Origin of the sequence: Streptomyces lincolnensis, from assembly GCF_001685355.1 — a bacterium.
In the GTDB taxonomy this organism is placed as follows: Bacteria; Actinomycetota; Actinomycetes; order Streptomycetales; family Streptomycetaceae; genus Streptomyces; species Streptomyces lincolnensis.
This window is the reverse complement of the sequence record NZ_CP016438.1, coordinates 617,870-635,087: the sequence shown is the minus strand read 5'-3', so window position 1 is coordinate 635,087 and position 17,218 is coordinate 617,870. Positions and strand designations below refer to the sequence as shown.

Below are 17,218 nucleotides of genomic sequence, written 5' to 3'. Positions count from 1 at the left end.
CAGGTGGAGGAGTCAGTGCTCGGCGGTGGCGCGGTCAACGAGGTCGTACGGGTCGGCGCGACCGTACGGCGTACTCCGGCACCGCGGTCGGGCTTCGTACGGGACCTGCTCGCCCTGTTCGAGCGGAGCGGCTGGCCGGGCGCGCCGCGTTTCCTCGGGACGGACGAGCGGGGCCGGGAGACGTTCGGGTACATCGAGGGACGGGCGGCCCTGACGCCGGGCGAGCGTGCCGCCGCCCGCACCGACGCCGCTCTCGGGCAGGTGGCCCGGCTCGTCCGCGCCTTCCACGACCTCACCCACGGCACACCGCAGGCCGGCGACCAGGACGTCGTGTGCCACAACGACCTCGCCCCGAAGAACACCGTGTACGCCGTGCGGGGCGGGCGGTGGCGGCCGCTCGCCTTCGTCGACTGGGACCTGGCGGCCCCGGGTGAGCGGGTGCACGACATCGCCCACCTGTGTTGGCAGTACCTCGATCTGGGACCGGGAGTGAGTGACGTGGCCGAGGCGGCGCGTCGGATCCGTCTGGTCTGCGACGCCTACGGCCTCGACGGGCGGGACGACCTCATCGACACGATCCTGTGGTGGCAGGACCGCTGCCGGCGGGGGATCGAGGCCGGTGCGGCACGCGGCGAGCCGGCCATGGTGGCCCTGCGCGAGGCGGGCGTCGTGGACGAGGTGCGGTCCGCCGGGGAGTGGGTGGCCGCCCATCACCGTGAGCTGGGGGCTCTGCTGCGGTCTGGACCGGCTGAATGAGCGCAGCGGCCAGACGCTGGGGGAGTTGTGCGAGCACTTCGCCATGAAGCGCCAGTCGCTGACCCAGCACCTCGCCGTCCTGGAGGCCGCCAACCTGGTCAGCACGGTGCGGCGGGGGCGGGAGAAGCTCCACTACCTCAACCCCGTCCCCCTCCATGAGATCCAGGAGCGGTGGATCGACAAGTTCGAGCGCCCGCGCCTCAGCGCGCTCGGCGCCGTGAAGCGACGAGCCGAGGAAGCCATGACCGGCACACCGACATACGTGTACGTCCTCTACATCCGCAGCACGCCCGAGAAGGTCTGGGACGCCCTCACCGACGCCGATCTGACCGCCGCCTACTGGGGGCACGCCAATGTCTCGGACTGGCGGCCGGGATCCCACTGGGAGCATGTCCGCACGGACGGCTCGGGCATCGCCGACGCGGTCGGCACCGTCGTGGAGAGCGAGCGTCCCACCCGGCTCGTCACCACCTGGGCCGACCCCGCGGAGGAGGGGCGTGAGGGCCGGGCCTCCCGGGTCACCTTCGACATCCGGCCGCACGCCGACATCGTCCGCCTCACCGTGACCCACGAGGACCTCCACGACGAGGGCGAGCTCTCCGCCGTGTCGCAGGGCTGGCCGGCGGTGCTGTCCAACCTCAAGTCCCTGCTGGAGACCGGCAGTCCGCTGCCGCAGGAGCCGTGGGAGGTGCCGGCCGGCTGACGGGAGGAGCGGGACGCGAAAGGGCCGGTCCGCGATCGGGCGGGCCGGCCCCGGTGTCTGTTGCCTTCACCCCTTCACGCACGGGTTCCTACGACTTGGGGGCGCTCCTCGCCGCCGTACCGATGCACATCAGCCCCAGGATCAGAGCCAGGGCGCCGATGATGATGTTGTTCCACACGACTCCCGCGTCCGGGCTCTCGCCGACGATCCACGGCGAGACGATCATCCACACACCCAGCGCGCACATGGCCCAGCTCAGGCCGTACATGCGCTCCGGAGCCCGGGTGAACCCGAGGGCGAGCAGAGCGATCGCTATGCCCACGATCAGGTTGTGGACCACGAGGTCGGGCTGGCTCGTCGTGTAGTGGACTATCCAGGGGGATGCGGCACAGTACAGACCGAGGAGGAACACCGGTCCGTCCACGAGTGCCACATCACGACCGCCGAGCATGCGGGCGTAGCGGTCCCGCATTTCGTTGACGTCGGGGTGGCTGGAGATGTCACCTCGGGTGGGCGAGACGTTGGCCATGACGCGTCTCCTTTGACTTGCTGGCCTGACCGCGTTTGGTGCGGTATGCGGTAAGCGCCGCGTACGTTCATTCTGCGCTTATTTTGTCTTTATGTGTAGCGGTATGTGCAACGGTCGGGGAGCCAGGCGGGAGGGACGGGGCGCCGACATCTACGCCCGGGCACGCGGGTGCCTCGCCCTCCGGGGGGCACCGACTCCCTCCGGAGGGCGAGCAGGGAGTCGAGGGGTGGCTCCCTGTCGGCGCGAGGGGGAGCGCCGCATGCCGTGGTTCTGTCGCCGGCCCGGGTCCGGATGCACCGGCGTCGCTTGATTTTCCGGGCGGCTCGGCGACGTGCGGAGGGGTGGTGATCACCGCACCGTTTCTGCGTCGAAGCTGGTTTCCAGGTGGCGGCGCAGCCGGTGCAGTCCGCGTCGCGCGTGGCTCTTGACCGTGCCCAGGGGCCAGCCGGTGCGCTCCGCGATCTGCGTCTGGCTCAGATCCTCGTAGAACGTCAGCCGCAGTACCCGCTGCTGGGCAGACGGGAGTCCGGCGAGCGCGTCACGTACGACCACCCGGTCCACGGCGGCCTCCGGCCGGTCCCGGTCGTGGTCGACGAGGGCGAGCCGGTGCCCCGCCGAGGCGATCAGCTCCAGGCGGCGGGAGCGCGCCGAGAGCGCGTCGGCGATCTTGCGGCGGGTGATGCCGACGATCCACCCGGCGAGTGTGCCCAGTTCGGGCCGGTAGCTGCCGCGCCCCCGCCACACACCGAGGAAGACCTGCTGGGTGACGTCCTCCGCGTCCTTCGTGTCACCCAGGGAGCGCCAGGCCAGGGTGTGGACCAGTGCCGACCAGCGCCGGTACACCGTGGCCAGGCACATGGCGTCGCCCTCCACCAGACCCCGCGCGAGCTCCTCCTCGCCGGGGGCTTCGCGCGCAGGGGCAGGGAGCCGTTCGGCGCTCGGACGCGGATTCATGGCGGCTCCTGATCTCGTGGGCGCGCGTCGGTGCCCGTCGGTGCCGCCATCGTGGAAGCCGGAAGACGCCCCTCTCAACTCGCATCGGTTCTGCGTCGTACGGGTCGTAGAGTCGGAGTCATGGCGGACATCCCGGACGACGAGGAAGCGGGGCCCGGGTCCGTACCGGCCTCCCCGGACCGGGGAACGAGCCTGACCACCGGTGCGCTCGCCCGGCGGCTCGGCGTGGCGCCCACCACGCTGCGTTCCTGGGACCGCCGCTACGGCATCGGGCCCGCGGAGCACGCGGGCGGCCGGCACCGGCGATGGGCCCCACAGGACATCGCCGTACTGGAGACGATGTGCCGGCTGACCTCCGCCGGAGTACCGCCCGCCGAGGCGGCCCGCGCCGCCAAGGAGGCCGCCGGCCGGGGTACCGGCGGCGGCGAGGCGGCGCCGAGCGCGCCGGAACCGGCGGGCGGCGCGCGCTCACGGGCGGCCGGCACGCTCCCCCTGGGGGACGTGCGCCAGGAGTGCCGCGGCCTCGCCCGCGCGGCGGTACGGCTCGACGCGCCCGCCGTGGAGGAGCAGTTGGCCGAGGCGGTCGGCACCCACGGACTGGCGGTCGCCTGGCAGGAGGTGATGGTGCCGACCCTGCACGCGGTGGGCCGCAAGTGGGCCTCCTCCGGAGACCGTTACGTGGAGGTCGAGCACCTGCTGTCCTGGCATGTGTCCAGCACACTGCGCCGTCACACCCGCCCTCCGGTTCCGCAGGGCGGGCCGCCCGCCCCCGGACCCGTGGTGCTGGCCTGCGTCCCCGGTGAACAGCACACGCTCGCCCTGGAGGCGCTCAACGCCGGACTGGGCGAACTCCGGCTGCCCGCCCGGATGTTCGGTGCCGCCGTCCCTCCGGAGGCACTGATGGCGGCGGTACGACGGCTCGGTCCGGCGGCCGTGGTCCTGTGGGCGCAGACCCGCTCCGCCGCCAACTTACCGCTGGCCCAGCACGTGGCCGGCACCCAGTGGGGCGTGAAGGGAGCCCGCGGACGGCCCCGGGTGATGCTCGCCGGTCCCGGCTGGCACGGCCGCTCCGAACCGGCCATGGTGCGCCCGACGGCCCTGAAGGAGGCGGTGGAGGCGCTGTCCGGCCTGTACACGGGCGGCACGGCCGACGGAGGGTCCGCTAGGTCCGCTTCCGCGCAGCCCTGAAGCGGGCGAGGCCGTCGGACAGGTCCACGATCGGGTCCGGGTAGTCGAGCGCGGCACGCTCCGGGCCCCGCAGCTTCCACGGCTCGTGCACCTGAGGCCCGGTGAGGTGTCCGAGTTCGGGCACCCACCGCCGTACGAAGGCGCCGTCCGGGTCGTACCGTCTTGCCTGGGCCACGGGGTTGAGCACCCGGTTGGGGCGGGTGTCGGTGCCGGTCCCGGCCATCCACTGCCAGTTCAACTGGTTGTTGGCCACATCGCCGTCCACCAGCAGGTCCAGGAAAATCCGGGCACCGACCCGCCAGTCCACGTACAGGGTCTTCGTCAGGAAACTCGCGGCCAGCAGGCGGCCGCGGTTGTGCGTCCAGCCCTCGTGCCGCAGCTGGCGCATCGCCGCGTCGACGACCGGACAGCCGGTGCGGCCCTCCCGCCAGGCCCGGATCTCCTCCTCAGCCTCTCGCTCGGGGCGCCAGTGATCGTGCCGGGTGCGGTAGTCGGCGTGGGCCGCGTCCGGGCGCGCCCGGAGCACCTGCCGGTGGAAGTCGCGCCACGCCAGCTGCCGGACGAAGGCCTCGGCCCCCGGGCCGCCCGCCGCGCGGGCGCGGTGGACGAGTTCGACGGGGGCGAGGGTGCCGAAGTGCAGATGGGGCGAGAGCCGGGAGGTGGCGTCGCCGGCCAGATCGTCATGGCCCTTGTCGTACGCCGTGATGCCACCGCGCAGCCAGGCGGCGAGCCGCCTCCTGCCCTCCGCCTCACCGCCGCGGGCGAGTCCCGGGGACACCCCGGCCACCCCGGCCCGGGAGGGCAGTTCCTCGGAGCCCACACCCTCCGGCACCCGGACCGCCTCGGGCGCGTCGAGAACGCCGCGCAGCGGCTGCCGCGCCCAGTGGCGGAAGTACGGCGTGAAGACCGCGAAGTGGTCCTTGGCGGCCGGGGTGAGCGCTCCGGGGGCCACGGCCGTGGTGACCGTGTCGTGCACGTGCAGGCGTACTCCCTCCGCCTCCAGGGCGCGCCGCAGCCGTTCCTCCCGCCGGATGGCGTGGGCGCTGACGTCCGCCGCCATGTGCACCTCGTCCGCCTCGGCCTCGGCGGCCACCCCGCACACCTGCTCCACCGGATCGCCGGACCGCACGACGAGCCGGCCGCCCCGCTCGCGCAGGCCCGCGTCGAGATCGCGCAGACAGTCGGCGAGGAACGCCAGCCGGTTCGCGGCGGCGAACCCCGTCCGGTCCACGTCCCGGTCGCGCACGAACAACGGAACCACCTGGCGGGAGCCGCCCAGGGCGGCCCGCAGGGGCGGGTGGTCGTGCAGGCGCAGGTCCGAGGTGAGGAGGACGACCGAGACGTTCATCGTGGGGCTCCCGGCAGGAGAGGGGGTGACGATGATCTGCTTCCGGTCGTGCGGGGTGTGTGGATGCACGCGCCCCGCACATGTCCGGGCGTATCGGGGGCAGCCGAAGAGGTACGGATGTCGGAGAGGCGAACAACGGAGGTGGCAGCCGCTATGGGCGCGAAGGTGTTGGAGCGGTTTTCTGCGGGAGCTCCGCGCGGATCGTGGCCGGCGGAGGAGTACGCGGCGCGCTGCCGTGCCGAGGGCGAACCCGCGACCGTCGTGATGGACCTGAAGTCGGACGCGTTCCTCGTGGTGGTGCAGACGCGCGACGAGGACTGAGCAGAGACCTCAGCCGGGCGGTGCCGGCACCCCGCCCAGCTGCCGGGCCCGGCGTACGAACGCCTCGTGCAGGTCGCGCGCGGCCTGCGGCACGGACTCGGCCCTGCGGCGCCGGAGCATCAGCAGCACCCGGGTCGTGTCGCCCTCGATCGGCCGGAGGGTGATCGTCCCCCGCCGCTCCAGAGGATCGCCGAGCACGCTGAAGTCCGGCAGGACGGTCACCCCGAGTCCCTCGGCGACCATCAGCTTGCCCATCTCGGCGCCGTCGGTGGAGTACGCGAAGGACGCGTCACGGCCGTCCAGCAGCCGGTGGACGAAGCGGTGCATGACATAGCCGGTCCGCATCGCGATCAGCGGCTGGGTGAGCAGATCGTCCACCGTCACGCAGGACCGCGCGGCGAGCGGGCTGTCCGGGCGCAGGCACACCACCGGCCGCCCGTGCAGCAGCGTCGTGGACTCGAAACCGGTGGGTGTGTCGTCGCGGTCGAGGTGGTTGACGAGACCGAGGTCGAGACCGCCCTCCGACAGCGCCTGGTGGATCTCCTTCTGCTGCGCGCCGACCACCTCGACCTGGGTGACCGGATGGGCGGCACGGAATTCCTCGACCGCCGGGATGAGCAGCGGCACCGTCGCCGCGTTCACCGTGCCCACGCGGACCATACGGCTGATGCGGTGCCGCTCGCCCGCGGCCGCCCGCAGCCGGTCCACCGCCTCCAGTACGCCGACGATGTGAGGCAGCAGTTCACGGCCGGCGGCGCTCATCGTCGCCCCGGACCGCTTGCGCTCCAGCAGATCGACTCCCAGCTCCCGCTCCAGGTTCCTGACCGTCTCGCTCAGCGCGGGCTGCGACAGGCGCAGGTCCTCCGCCGCCCGGCGCAGGGACCCGAGCCGGGTGACCGCCGCTATGTATTCCAGCTGTTCGGTTCGCACGTCCAGCAGAATGCGGCGGATTTCCGGGGCCGTTCAAGGGTTTCCCTGTCACACGTTCGTGAAATTCAATGGTCCGGGATACGAGACCGGTCGGGTTTTCCTTGACGGTGCTCGCCGCCGACTGCCACCATCGACGACATGAAGATGCGACTGGACCTCACGCGGCGACGCCATGTCGACCTCGTTCGCGTCTCCAGCGCCTCCTGTTGCGCCGTGGCCTGATCAACCCTCTGCGATCCGCCGCGCTTTCTCCATTTCCCGCCTGAATTCAGTGTGTCCACGCACTCCTTGGCACCCTCTGAATTCGGCGTGCCCGAAAACATTCCGCAACAGGAGTCACGCATGCCTGCCGCGCCCGTGAAATTCGCCTACTGGGTCCCCAACGTCAGTGGGGGACTCGTCACCAGCAGGATCGAGCAGCGCACCGACTGGGGCTACGACTACAACCGCGAACTCGCCGTCCTCGCCGAGAACAACGGCTTCGACTACGCGCTCAGCCAGGTCCGCTACATGGCCAGCTACGGCGCCGAGTTCCAGCACGAGTCGACCAGCTTCAGCCTCGCCCTGCTGCTCGCCACCCAGCGTCTGAAGGTCATCGCCGCCGTCCACCCCGGCCTGTGGCACCCCGGCGTCCTCGCCAAGCTCGGCGCCACCGCCGACCACCTCTCGGCCGGCCGCTTCGCCGTCAACGTCGTCTCCGGCTGGTTCAAGGGCGAGTTCACCGCCCTCGGTGAGCCCTGGCTGGAGCACGACGAGCGCTACCGCCGCTCCGAGGAGTTCATCACCGCCCTGCGCCGGATCTGGACCGAGGACCACGCCGAACTCGCCGGAGACTTCTACCGGGTGCGTGACTTCTCCCTCAAGCCCAAGCCCCTCAACACCCCCGAGCGGCCGCACCCGGAGATCTTCCAGGGCGGCAACTCCAGTGCAGCGCGCGCCATGGCCGGCCGGGTGTCCGACTGGTACTTCTCCAACGGCAAGGACTTCGACGGGGTCGTCGAGCAGATCGACGACGTCCGCAAGTCCGCCGCCGAAGTCGGCCGCACCGCACCGAAGTTCGGCCTCAACGGCTTCCTCATCGCCCGGGACACCGAGGCGGAGGCCCGCGAGACGCTTCGCGAGATCGTCGCCAAGGCCGACACCGAGGCCGTCGAGGGATTCGGCGCGGCGGTGAAGCAGGCCGGCCAGTCCACCGCCGACAAGAAGGGCATGTGGCAGGACTCCGCCTTCGAGGACCTCGTCCAGTACAACGACGGCTTCCGCACGGGACTCATCGGCACCCCGGAGCAGATCGCCGAACGGATCGTGGCCTACAAGAAGCTCGGCGTCGACCTGCTGCTCCTGGGGTTCCTGCACTACCACGAGGAGGTCGAGTACTTCGGCAGGCGGGTGCTGCCGCTCGTACGGGAGCTGGAGGCACAGCTGCCCGACACGGAACACGCGTCCGCCCCCGCCCAGGCCTGAACCCCCACCGCGAAAGAGGTCACCCGCATGAGCACCGTCACGCCCACCCACTGGCAGACCGGCCCCGCCCCGCGGACCGCCCAGGACTGGATCGCCCGCGCCGCCGAGGTCGCCGCCGTCCTCGCCACCGACGCGGCCGAACGCGACCACGCGGGCGCCACCCCCTACGCCGAGGTCCAGCTTCTGAAGGACTCCGGACTCGTCACCCTGCTCGGCCCCACGGAGCACGGCGGCGCCGGCCAGGACTGGCCCACCGCCTACCGGGTCGTCCGCGAGGTCGCCAAGGCCGACGGCTCCATCGGCCAGCTCCTCGGCTACCACTACCTCTGGTTCTGGGCCGCCCGCCTGGTCGGCACCCGGGAGCAGTGGGAGCACGTGGAGGCCGAGGCGTCCCGCAACCGCTGGTTCTTCGGCGGCGCGGTCAACCCGCGCGACAAGGACGTCATCGTCACCGAGGACGGCGACGACCTCGTCTTCACCGGCCGCAAGTCCTTCTCCACCGGCAGCAAGGTCTCCGACGTCACCGTCCTCGAAGGCGTCCTGGACGGCACCGACCAGCATGTCTTCGCGATCGTGCCCTCCGACAGCGAGGGCCTGACCTTCCTCGACGACTGGGACAACATCGGCCAGCGGCTCACCGAGAGCGGCGGCGTCACCCTCGACGGCGTGCGCACCCCCTGGTCCTCCGCGGCCGGCTACGTCGACAAGCAGTTCAAGCCGCGCGTCTACAACACCCTCAACGTCCCCACCATCCAGCTGGTCTTCGTCAACTTCTACCTAGGCATCGCGGCCGGCGCCCTGGAGACGGCCGCCACCTACACCCGTGAGAAGTCACGCTCCTGGCTGCACGGCGGCCACGAACGGGCCGTCGACGAGCCGTACGTCATCGACACCTACGGCGACCTCACCGCCAAGCTCTGGGCGGTCGAGGCCCTCGCCGACGCCGTCGCCGCCGAGGGCCAGAAACTCCACGACGACCCCGACGCCGTCACCGAGCAGGCCCGCGGCGACTTCGAGGTGCGCGTGGCCGCGGTGAAGGCCCGCGCCACCGACGTCTCCCTGGAGGTCGCCGGCCGCGTCTTCGAGGTCACCGGCGCCCGCTCCACGGCCACCGCCGAGGGCCTCGACCGCTTCTGGCGCAACGTCCGCACCCACACCCTGCACGACCCGGTCGCCTACAAGCGCCGCGAGGTCGGCCGCTGGGTCCTCGAAGGCGAACTGCCCGAGCCCACCTGGTACTCCTGACCACCGGGGGCGCCTCCCACGCGGAGGCGCCCCTCCTCCCCGAAAGAGGACCCATGGCCACCGTCCTGTCCGTCTCCGGCAGCCCCTCCGCCTCCTCCCGCACCGGCAAGCTCCTGCGCCACCTCGACACCCGCCTCGTCGCCCAGGGCCACCGGGTGATCCCGCTCGACGTCCGCACCATCCCGGCCGAGGCGCTGCTCGGCGCCGACTTCCGGCACCCCGCGATCGTGCGGGCCACCGAGCTGTTCGAGCGCGCCGACGGCGTCGTCATCGGCACCCCCGTCTACAAGGCGGCCTACTCCGGCGTCCTCAAGGCGCTCCTCGACCTGCTCCCGCAGTACGCCCTCACCGGCAAGACCGTCCTGCCGCTGGCCACCGGCGGCACCACCGCCCACGTCCTGGCCATCGACTACGCCCTGCGCCCGGTCCTCAGCTCCATGGGCGCGGCGCACATCGTGCAGGGCTGGTTCACCCTCGACAAGGACATCACCGCCCACGACGACGGCACGATCGGTGTCGCCCCGGCCGCGATCGAGAACCTCACCCACGTCCTGGACCAGTTCTCCACCGCCCTGGGCCGCACCCCCCTGCTGGCCGCGGCGGGCTGACGCACATGACCACGAAAGTCATCGCCGACGACGTCGAGGCCCTGACCGTGGCCCGGGCCCTCGCCGACGAGTTCCGTGCCACCGCCTCCGAGCGGGACGCCGAACGCCGTCTGCCGCACGAGGAGGTGGACCGCCTGTCCGCCTCCGGGCTGCTCGCGGTCACCGTGCCGGCCGAGCACGGCGGCGCCGACGTACGCCAGGAGACCCTCGCCGAGATCTTCCGGCTGCTCGCCTCGGCCGACGCCAGCCTCGCCCAGATCCCGCAGAGCCACTTCGTGTACGTCAATGTGATCCGCCGTCAGGGGACCCCACGGCAACAGGAGTTCTTCCACAGCGAGGTCCTCGCCGGGCGCCGCTTCGGCAACGCCCAGTCGGAGGCGGGCACCCGGCACGTCCAGGACATCCGCACCCGCCTGACCCCCCGCCCCGACGGCTCCCACACGCTGACCGGCGTCAAGCACTACGCCACCGGAGCCCTCTTCGCCGACTGGATCCCCGTGCTCGCCCGCGCCGAGGACGACACCCTGCACGTCGCCTACGTGCCCCGGGACGCCCCGGGCCTGACGGTGATCGACGACTGGGACGGCATGGGCCAGCGGACCACCGCCAGCGGAACCGTCCGCCTCGACGGCGTCCACGTCCCCGCCGACCGTGTCCTGCCGCACCACCTCACCTTCCGGGGTCCCCAACTCCACGGCGCGATCGCCCAGTTGCTGCACGCCGCCATCGACACGGGCATCGCCGGCGGAGCACTCGCCGAGGCCGCCGAGTTCGTACGGACCCGGAGCCGGCCCTGGTTCGAGAGCGGAGCCGAGACCGCCGCCGAGGACCCGCTGCTGATCCAGCGCTTCGGTGAACTCGCCCTCCAGGTCCGGGCGTCCGAGGCGCTGCTGCGCGAGGCGGCCCGCCGCGTGGACGCGGCCCGCGCCGACCTCACCGAGGAGTCGGCGGCCGAGGCGTCCATCGCGGTCGCCGCGGCCAAGGCGCACGCGGCCCGGACGGCGGTCGAGGTCGCCGGCGCGCTGTTCGAAGTGTCCGGCACTCGCTCCGCGCTCAACTCCCTCAACCTGCACCGGCACTGGCGGGACGCCCGCACCCACACCCTGCACGACCCGGCCCACTGGAAGATCCAGCACATCGGCCGCTACGTGCTGAACAGCACCAAGCCACCCCGTCACGGCCTTCTCTGACGCATCCATCGGATCGGAGCCCCTCGTGTCCCTCACCTTCCACTGGTTCCTGCCCACCAACGGCGACAGCCGCCATGTCGTCGGCGGCGGCCACGGCACGCCCGCCACCGCCTCCGGACGGGACCGGCCGCCGACGGTCGGCTACCTCGGCCAGATCGCACGCGCCGCGGAGGACCTGGGCTTCGTGGGCGCGCTCACCCCGACCGGCGCCTGGTGCGAGGACGCCTGGCTGACCACCGCGATGGTGGCCCAGCACAGCGAGCGTCTGAAGTTCCTGGTCGCCTTCCGGCCCGGATCCGTCTCCCCGACCCTCGCCGCGCAGATGGCCTCCACCTTCCAGCGGCAGACCGGCGGCCGGCTGCTCCTGAACGTGGTGACCGGCGGCGAGAGCCAGGAGCAGCGCGCCTACGGCGACTTCCTCGACAAGGACGACCGGTATCGCCGTACCGGTGAATTCCTGGAGGTCGTACGGGGGTTGTGGGAGGGCAAGACCGTCGACCTGCACGGGGAGCACCTCCGGGTCGAGGGCGCCCAGCTGGCCCGGGTGCCGGAACCGGTGCCCGAGGTGTACTTCGGCGGTTCCTCGCCGATCGCCGGGGAGATCGCCGCCCGACACGTCGACGTGTACCTCACGTGGGGAGAACCGCCCGCCCAGGTCGCCGAGAAGATCGCCTGGGTCCGGGGGCTCGCGGCGCGGCAGGGGCGGACGCTGCGGTTCGGCATCCGGCTGCACGTGATCACCCGGGACACCTCCGCACAGGCCTGGGCCGAGGCGGAGCGCCTGCTGAAGGGCTTCGATCCCGAGACCGTGAAGTCCGTACAGGCCGGGCTCGCCCGCAGCGAGTCCGAGGGGCAGCAGCGGATGCTGGCCCTGCACGGCGGCGGCCACCGGGACGGGCTGGAGATCCACCCCAACCTCTGGGCCGGGATCGGGCTGGTGCGCGGGGGAGCGGGGACGGCACTGGTCGGCAGCCACGAGGAGGTGGCCGAGCGGATCAAGGAGTACGCGGCGCTGGGCATCGAGGAGTTCGTCCTGTCCGGGTATCCGCATCTGGAGGAGGCGTACTGGTTCGGGGAAGGAGTGCTGCCGAGGCTCGCCGCGGACGGTTTCTGGCGGCATCCCCACGGCGCCCTGCCCGCCGCGTCCGTGCAGGTGCCGTTCGCGCGGTGAGAGCGGTGAGAGGGGCGGATGCTGTCGTGCCGGGTCCACCTGACGGGGGCAGGCCAGAGTGTGCGTCCAGGAGTTGACCCTGCGCGGTCATCGCGTCGTCGCGATGGATCTGCCGCTGCACGGCTCCCAGGCGTTCGTGCCGGAGTCGTACCAGAGGCAGGACCTGGCGGCCATGGCCACCGAGCCCTCGCCCGTCGCCGCCCTGTCTCTGGACGACTACGAGAAGCACGTGACGCGCATCGTGCGCCGCGCGGCAGCGCACGGCCCCGTGGTCCTGGTCGGGCACAGCCTGGGCGGTACCACCGTGAGCCGGGTGAGCAACGCCGTACCGGAACTGCTCCACCACATCGGCCCACTGGACCCGGCACCGGTGGCGAGCGCCCTGGCCGTGCTCGCTCCGTAGGACACGCGCCGGGCACGCAAGAGGCCACCAGCGGAGCCCCATCGGGTGCGGGCGCGGCTGGTGGCCTTTATGAGGCGACGAGTCGCTTGCTCAGGCGGAGTTCAGCACCTGTTGGGCACGTTGCCCGTCTGGCTCCCCTTCAGGAGGCCGCCCCAGACCCAGCTCGAACCCGAGCCGAGCAGGACCCACTTGTTGTGGGAGTAGCCGTGCTGGGTCACGTGCTCGCCGTAGTCCCAGCAGATGGCGCTGAACCGGTAGTCGGGGCCGACCGTGTAGTTGATGCCGCACTGGGTGGACGCACAACTGCGGACGTTCGCGGTGGTCCACGTATAGACCCAGGTGTTGGCGGCGACCCGGCCGGAGTCCGCTGCCTGGGCGCCCCGGTCGGTGGGCGCCGCTGCCGCGGCGGGCGCGGACATCCCCGCGGCGGCCAGCAGCCCTGCCGCGATCGTCGTGATGACCTTGGCTCTCATTTGCACGAGATGAATCCCCCTGTTGAAGCTGTCCTGCTGGGATATCCAGCGTGAAAGACGCTAACTGGCACGAGTCGGCCTAGTTAGTCATGTACTCGCCAATGCAGGACTGAGAGGTGACGCTCCGCTACGGCCGACCGGCAGTGGTGTCGCGGGCATTTGAGCAGGGAGATTTCCCGACGGTGCGGCGACCGGCACCCAACTGCCGCCGGGTCGGCATCAGATGATCGACCGTCTGTAAGGAACCGGAGGAGCGAGTCTTCACTTCATTGGTCACTCAGCGCTTTTATGGCATGGGCATGGCGGATGTGACTCGGCCGCCGAGGCAATGGCGGGATTCTGCCCTGAGCCCAGTGGCCAGGGCGCCGCGCGAGTGTCCAAGCTAGGTGAGGCCGCTTCCCAGAGCCTTCAGATGGGCCCTGCGTGACTCCTTCGTCTGACCCTGGACCATGAGGAACAGGGCTTCCCTGGCCAGGCGTTGGGGCTTTCCGGCGAGACTCATCGCGCGGCCGCCCCCGGCCACCACCGCCGCGGTGGTGGCCGCTTGCAGGACCGCGTAGGACTGGGTGCGCAGGGCCAGACGGTCCTCCAGGTGCTCGTGTGGGGCGCACTGGTCGGCGAGGGCATGGGCCTGGGCGCGCACAGCGCTGAGGCGGGCGCGGAAGGGTCCCGCCGTCGCGTCGTCCAGGAGAGCGAGCGCCGCCTCGGCGATTCCGAACACCGCCGGAGAGGCGTTCACCGTCTTCAGCCGGTCCGTCGCGGCCCACTCCTCGTACGGCTGCCGGAGGACGACCGCCTCCTCCGGCAGCCACAGCCCGTCCAGCTCCAGCGAGACCGTGCGGGCGGCGGTCAGGGCGGCGAGGCGCATCGGCGGGGAGGCGCGCAGACCCGGCTGGGCGCGGGCCTCGGTGAAGGCGAAGAGGACCTCGTCGGACTCGGTGACGCCGGCGAGCAGCACGACGTCGTTGAGGCCCCAGCCGGTGAACCAGGGCACCGTCCCCTCGAAGCGCCAGCCGTCACGTGTCCGCATGGCACGCACCGGGGCGCGCGGATGGGCCCGCAGATGGGCGTAGGCCACCCCGGCGAGCAGTTCGCCACGGGCCAGCGGGCCCAGTAGCCGGTCCCGGGCCGGGGACGCGCTCTTCGCCAGCGTCGCCACCGGCGTGTGGTGCTGGGTCTGCACGAACCAGGTCGAGCAGCACGCCCCGGCCAGGATCTCCGCGGTCTCCCGGGCGACCGCGGCCGGGACGCCGCCGTACTCCTCGGGCGCGCTCACCGCGAGCAGCCCGGACCGTTTCACCGCGTCGATGTGGCCGGCGGGGACGCCCTCCTGGTCGACGCGTTCGGCATGCGGGGCGAGCAGATCGTCGGCGAGATGGCGGGCGCGGGCGACGAGGGGGTGGGAAACGCTGGTCATAAGGGTGATTCTCGCCAGAGCACGGGGCGCGGCGGGGAGGCGGGGCCTCTGTCACGGGCCGTCGACGGAAAGTAGTCGGGTCGTGGCGGAATTTGTTTTGGCATCTGAAAGGTTGCAATATGCATCTGATCGTCGAGACCCGCCGCCGGGCCGAAACGCCCGCGCTTCTCCCAGTGAGGCACCGTGAACCACCCCACCCCCGAGCAGCCCGCCGACGTCGTGGCCCGGCTGCGCGCCACCTTCCGCACCGGCCGCACCAAGCCCGTCGAGTGGCGTACGACCCAGCTGCGCCGGCTGCGCGAGATGCTCACGGACAACGGCGCGGACCTGGCCGCCGCCCTCCACGCCGACCTGGGCAAGAGCTCCGCCGAGGCCTTCCGCACCGAGATCGACTTCACCGTCCGCGAGATCGACCACACCCTGGACCACCTCGCCGACTGGCTGCGCCCCGAGTCCGCCCCGGTCCCGGCCCACCTCGGCGAGGACGCGCGGGCCTGGACGCAGTACGACCCGCTCGGCGTCGTGCTGGTCATCGCCCCCTGGAACTACCCGGCCCAGCTCCTGCTGGCCCCCGTGGTCGGCGCGCTGGCCGCGGGCAACGCCGTGGTCGCCAAGCCGAGCGAGCTGGCCCCCGCCACCTCCGCAGCCCTGGCCCGCCTGCTGCCCGCCTACCTCGACACCGACGCGGTGGCCGTGGTCGAGGGCGGTGTCCCCGAGACCACGGCCCTGCTGGCCGAGCGCTTCGACCACATCTTCTACACCGGCAACGGCACCGTCGGCCGCATCGTCATGCGTGCCGCCGCCGAGCACCTCACGCCGGTCGCCCTCGAACTGGGCGGCAAATCCCCGGCGTTCGTCGACCGCGACACCGACCTCGACGTCGTCGCCGACCGGCTGGTCCGCGGCAAGTTCCTCAACGCCGGGCAGACCTGCGTCGCCCCCGACTACGTCCTGACCGACCCCGCCACAGCAGCGGCCCTCGAACCCGCCCTCGTCCGCGCGGTCGAGACGCTGTTCGGCACCGACCCGTCGCAGTCCGGCGAGTACGGCCGCATCGTCAACGAACGGCACTTCGACCGGCTGACCGGGCTCCTGGACTCCGGCCGGACGGTCGTGGGCGGCGACAGCGACCGTACGACGAAGTACCTCGCGCCCACCGTCCTCGCCGACGTCGCCCCCGACTCGCCCGTCATGCGGGAGGAGATCTTCGGGCCCATCCTGCCGATCGTGACCGTCCCCGGCCTGGACGGGGCGATCGACTTCATCACCGGGCGCGACAAGCCGCTCGCCCTGTACGTCTTCACCGAGTCCGACGACACCCGGGCCCGGATCGCCGCCGAGACGTCCTCCGGCGCTCTCGGCCACGGACTGCCCCTGGCCCATCTCACCGTCTCCGACCTGCCGTTCGGCGGGGTGGGGGAGAGCGGCATGGGCAGCTACCACGGCCGCTACTCGATCGAGACGTTCAGTCACCGCAAGGCGGTCCTGGAGAAGCCGCTGAGCTGAGCGGACACCCTCGGCTCAGGCTCGCGCGTCGGGCCTGACGCCCCGGACAGCCCAGGCGCGCGCGGTGAGCGCGATCGTGCCGTCCGGCCCGGCCGGCACCGCCTCCCGCAGCGATTCCCGCAACCGGGCCCGTACGGCCGGTGACAGTGCCGCCGTATACCCCGGAGCCGGGCCCTGGCCCGCCAGGAACGGCTCCCACAGGTCGTCGAAGCCGGCGAAGAGCGTCGGGACCGTGATCGGGGCGACGGCCGTCTCGACGAGCCCCGCCCGATCCCAGAGCGCGCGCAAGGGCTCCGGGGCGCACAGCGGGAACCGGTCGCCCTCGTCGAGCGCCGCCGACGCGGGATCCACCGCGGCCGCCGCGTCCCAGAAGCGGCGCAGGAACTCCATGCCCTCGGCGTAGTCCCACACATAGGCCGCGACCAGCCCGCCCGGCCGCACCGCGCGCGCCGCCTCGGCCACCGCGCCGCCCGGATCGGGCAGGAAGTTCAGGACGAGCCCGCCGACGGCCACGTCGAAGACCGCGTCCGGCACGGGCAGCGCCTGCGCGTCGGCCACGGCGAAGCGCGCCGGGGCGGGAGCCGAGGCGCGGGCGGTGGCCGCGAACCCGGGGGACCGCTCCACACCGAGCAGCGCCCGGGGACGGCACCGGGCGGCCACGGCCGAGGTCAGCGCCCCCGAGCCGCAGCCCACATCCAGCCAGCGCAGCCCCGGCCCACGGCCCAGCCACGTCACGAACCCGTCCGCCACCAGACGGCTCCACCGGCCCATGTACCGCTCGTAGGCCTCTCCCGCGGACCACACGTCGAAGTGCCGCTCGCTCACCCCGCCACCTTCCCCGACGCACCGGGCGCCCGCAATTCCCCACGGTCCGAGCGAGTTGACTGGTCTACACCCTTGACTGGTACAGACCAAAGGAGTTGAGTGTGCGCCACCACCCCCCACCACGGCCGCGCCCACGCCGTGACCGGCCCGGCCGGCACGTGCGGACCAGGCGCCCGGCTTCGTCCTG

The 17,218-nt window shown here is 72.2% G+C and carries 18 protein-coding genes and 1 pseudogene; 12 read left to right on the top strand and 7 right to left on the bottom strand.

The window, feature by feature from the left end; translation table 11 throughout:
• The first annotated feature begins 3 nt into the window (after positions 1–3).
• Together SLINC_RS02955 and SLINC_RS02950 are read left to right on the top strand one after the other, a co-directional pair.
• Positions 4–756 carry a phosphotransferase gene (locus tag SLINC_RS02955; RefSeq protein WP_067426318.1) on the top strand — a complete coding sequence of 251 codons (753 nt, stop codon included), beginning with the start codon at positions 4–6 and terminating at the stop codon, positions 754–756.
• Positions 716–1,459 (top strand): ArsR/SmtB family transcription factor, encoded by a 744-nt coding sequence (locus SLINC_RS02950; RefSeq protein ID WP_225988217.1) that lies wholly within the window; start codon positions 716–718, stop codon positions 1,457–1,459. Before SLINC_RS02955 ends, SLINC_RS02950 begins: the two co-directional genes overlap by 41 nt.
• A gap of 88 nt (positions 1,460–1,547) precedes the next feature.
• Here the strand turns inward: SLINC_RS02950 and SLINC_RS02945 are convergent, their stop codons facing one another.
• Together SLINC_RS02945 and SLINC_RS02940 are read right to left on the bottom strand one after the other, a co-directional pair.
• Positions 1,548–1,988, bottom strand: a complete 441-nt coding sequence (locus SLINC_RS02945) for an SPW repeat protein (RefSeq protein ID WP_067426316.1) — start codon at positions 1,986–1,988, stop codon at positions 1,548–1,550.
• 348 nt (positions 1,989–2,336) lie between these two features.
• Complete coding sequence (locus tag SLINC_RS02940; RefSeq protein WP_067426314.1) at positions 2,337–2,942, bottom strand: sigma-70 family RNA polymerase sigma factor; 606 nt, start codon at positions 2,940–2,942, stop codon at positions 2,337–2,339.
• 120 nt (positions 2,943–3,062) lie between these two features.
• Here SLINC_RS02940 and SLINC_RS02935 point away from each other — a divergent pair, with 120 nt between their 5' ends.
• Positions 3,063–4,130, top strand: a complete 1,068-nt coding sequence (locus SLINC_RS02935) for a MerR family transcriptional regulator (protein WP_067426313.1) — start codon at positions 3,063–3,065, stop codon at positions 4,128–4,130.
• Here SLINC_RS02935 and SLINC_RS02930 read toward each other — a convergent pair.
• Complete coding sequence (locus tag SLINC_RS02930) at positions 4,105–5,478, bottom strand: cryptochrome/photolyase family protein (protein WP_067426311.1); 1,374 nt, start codon at positions 5,476–5,478, stop codon at positions 4,105–4,107. The two genes, SLINC_RS02935 and SLINC_RS02930, sit on opposite strands and share 26 nt — an antisense overlap.
• 153 nt (positions 5,479–5,631) lie before the next feature.
• Between SLINC_RS02930 and SLINC_RS02925 the strand changes: the two genes are divergently transcribed.
• Complete coding sequence (locus tag SLINC_RS02925) at positions 5,632–5,799, top strand: hypothetical protein (RefSeq protein ID WP_225988216.1); 168 nt, start codon at positions 5,632–5,634, stop codon at positions 5,797–5,799.
• Between the two features lie 9 nt (positions 5,800–5,808).
• Here SLINC_RS02925 and SLINC_RS02920 read toward each other — a convergent pair whose 3' ends face one another.
• Positions 5,809–6,729 (bottom strand): LysR family transcriptional regulator, encoded by a 921-nt coding sequence (locus SLINC_RS02920; RefSeq protein ID WP_067426308.1) that lies wholly within the window; start codon positions 6,727–6,729, stop codon positions 5,809–5,811.
• Positions 6,730–6,867: 138 nt separating this feature from the next.
• On the opposite strand from SLINC_RS02920, the gene SLINC_RS50355 reads away from it, so the two are divergent.
• The 7 genes and pseudogenes from SLINC_RS50355 to SLINC_RS02890 all read left to right on the top strand — a co-directional run.
• Positions 6,868–6,951 carry a putative leader peptide gene (locus SLINC_RS50355; RefSeq protein ID WP_360080073.1) on the top strand — a complete coding sequence of 28 codons (84 nt, stop codon included), beginning with the start codon at positions 6,868–6,870 and terminating at the stop codon, positions 6,949–6,951.
• 120 nt (positions 6,952–7,071) lie between these two features.
• Positions 7,072–8,193 carry a dimethylsulfone monooxygenase SfnG gene (sfnG, locus tag SLINC_RS02915; protein WP_067426306.1) on the top strand — a complete coding sequence of 374 codons (1,122 nt, stop codon included), beginning with the start codon at positions 7,072–7,074 and terminating at the stop codon, positions 8,191–8,193.
• 27 nt (positions 8,194–8,220) lie between these two features.
• Complete coding sequence (locus tag SLINC_RS02910; RefSeq protein ID WP_067426304.1) at positions 8,221–9,438, top strand: acyl-CoA dehydrogenase family protein; 1,218 nt, start codon at positions 8,221–8,223, stop codon at positions 9,436–9,438.
• A 53-nt stretch (positions 9,439–9,491) separates the two neighbouring features.
• A complete protein-coding gene (ssuE, locus tag SLINC_RS02905; RefSeq protein ID WP_067426302.1) occupies positions 9,492–10,046 on the top strand; it encodes an NADPH-dependent FMN reductase in 555 nt (184 codons plus the stop codon).
• A 5-nt stretch (positions 10,047–10,051) separates the two neighbouring features.
• Positions 10,052–11,236, top strand: a complete 1,185-nt coding sequence (locus tag SLINC_RS02900; protein WP_067426298.1) for an SfnB family sulfur acquisition oxidoreductase — start codon at positions 10,052–10,054, stop codon at positions 11,234–11,236.
• 25 nt (positions 11,237–11,261) lie between these two features.
• Entirely contained in the window at positions 11,262–12,407 is a 1,146-nt protein-coding gene (locus tag SLINC_RS02895; RefSeq protein ID WP_067426296.1) for an LLM class flavin-dependent oxidoreductase, read from the top strand.
• Between the two features lie 58 nt (positions 12,408–12,465).
• Positions 12,466–12,795, top strand: a pseudogene (locus tag SLINC_RS02890) (alpha/beta fold hydrolase); the annotation flags it as partial.
• Positions 12,796–12,911: 116 nt separating this feature from the next.
• Here SLINC_RS02890 and SLINC_RS02885 read toward each other — a convergent pair.
• A complete protein-coding gene (locus SLINC_RS02885; protein WP_067426291.1) occupies positions 12,912–13,283 on the bottom strand; it encodes a hypothetical protein in 372 nt (123 codons plus the stop codon).
• A gap of 382 nt (positions 13,284–13,665) precedes the next feature.
• The gene (locus SLINC_RS02880) at positions 13,666–14,700 is read right to left on the bottom strand and encodes an acyl-CoA dehydrogenase family protein (RefSeq protein ID WP_067426290.1); all 1,035 of its coding nucleotides are present in this window, start codon (positions 14,698–14,700) and stop codon (positions 13,666–13,668) included.
• 183 nt (positions 14,701–14,883) lie between these two features.
• Here SLINC_RS02880 and SLINC_RS02875 point away from each other — a divergent pair, with 183 nt between their 5' ends.
• Positions 14,884–16,206 carry an aldehyde dehydrogenase family protein gene (locus tag SLINC_RS02875; RefSeq protein ID WP_067426287.1) on the top strand — a complete coding sequence of 441 codons (1,323 nt, stop codon included), beginning with the start codon at positions 14,884–14,886 and terminating at the stop codon, positions 16,204–16,206.
• Positions 16,207–16,221: 15 nt separating this feature from the next.
• Here the strand turns inward: SLINC_RS02875 and SLINC_RS02870 are convergent, their stop codons facing one another.
• Positions 16,222–17,031 carry a class I SAM-dependent methyltransferase gene (locus tag SLINC_RS02870; RefSeq protein ID WP_067426286.1) on the bottom strand — a complete coding sequence of 270 codons (810 nt, stop codon included), beginning with the start codon at positions 17,029–17,031 and terminating at the stop codon, positions 16,222–16,224.
• Positions 17,032–17,218 lie beyond the last annotated feature (187 nt).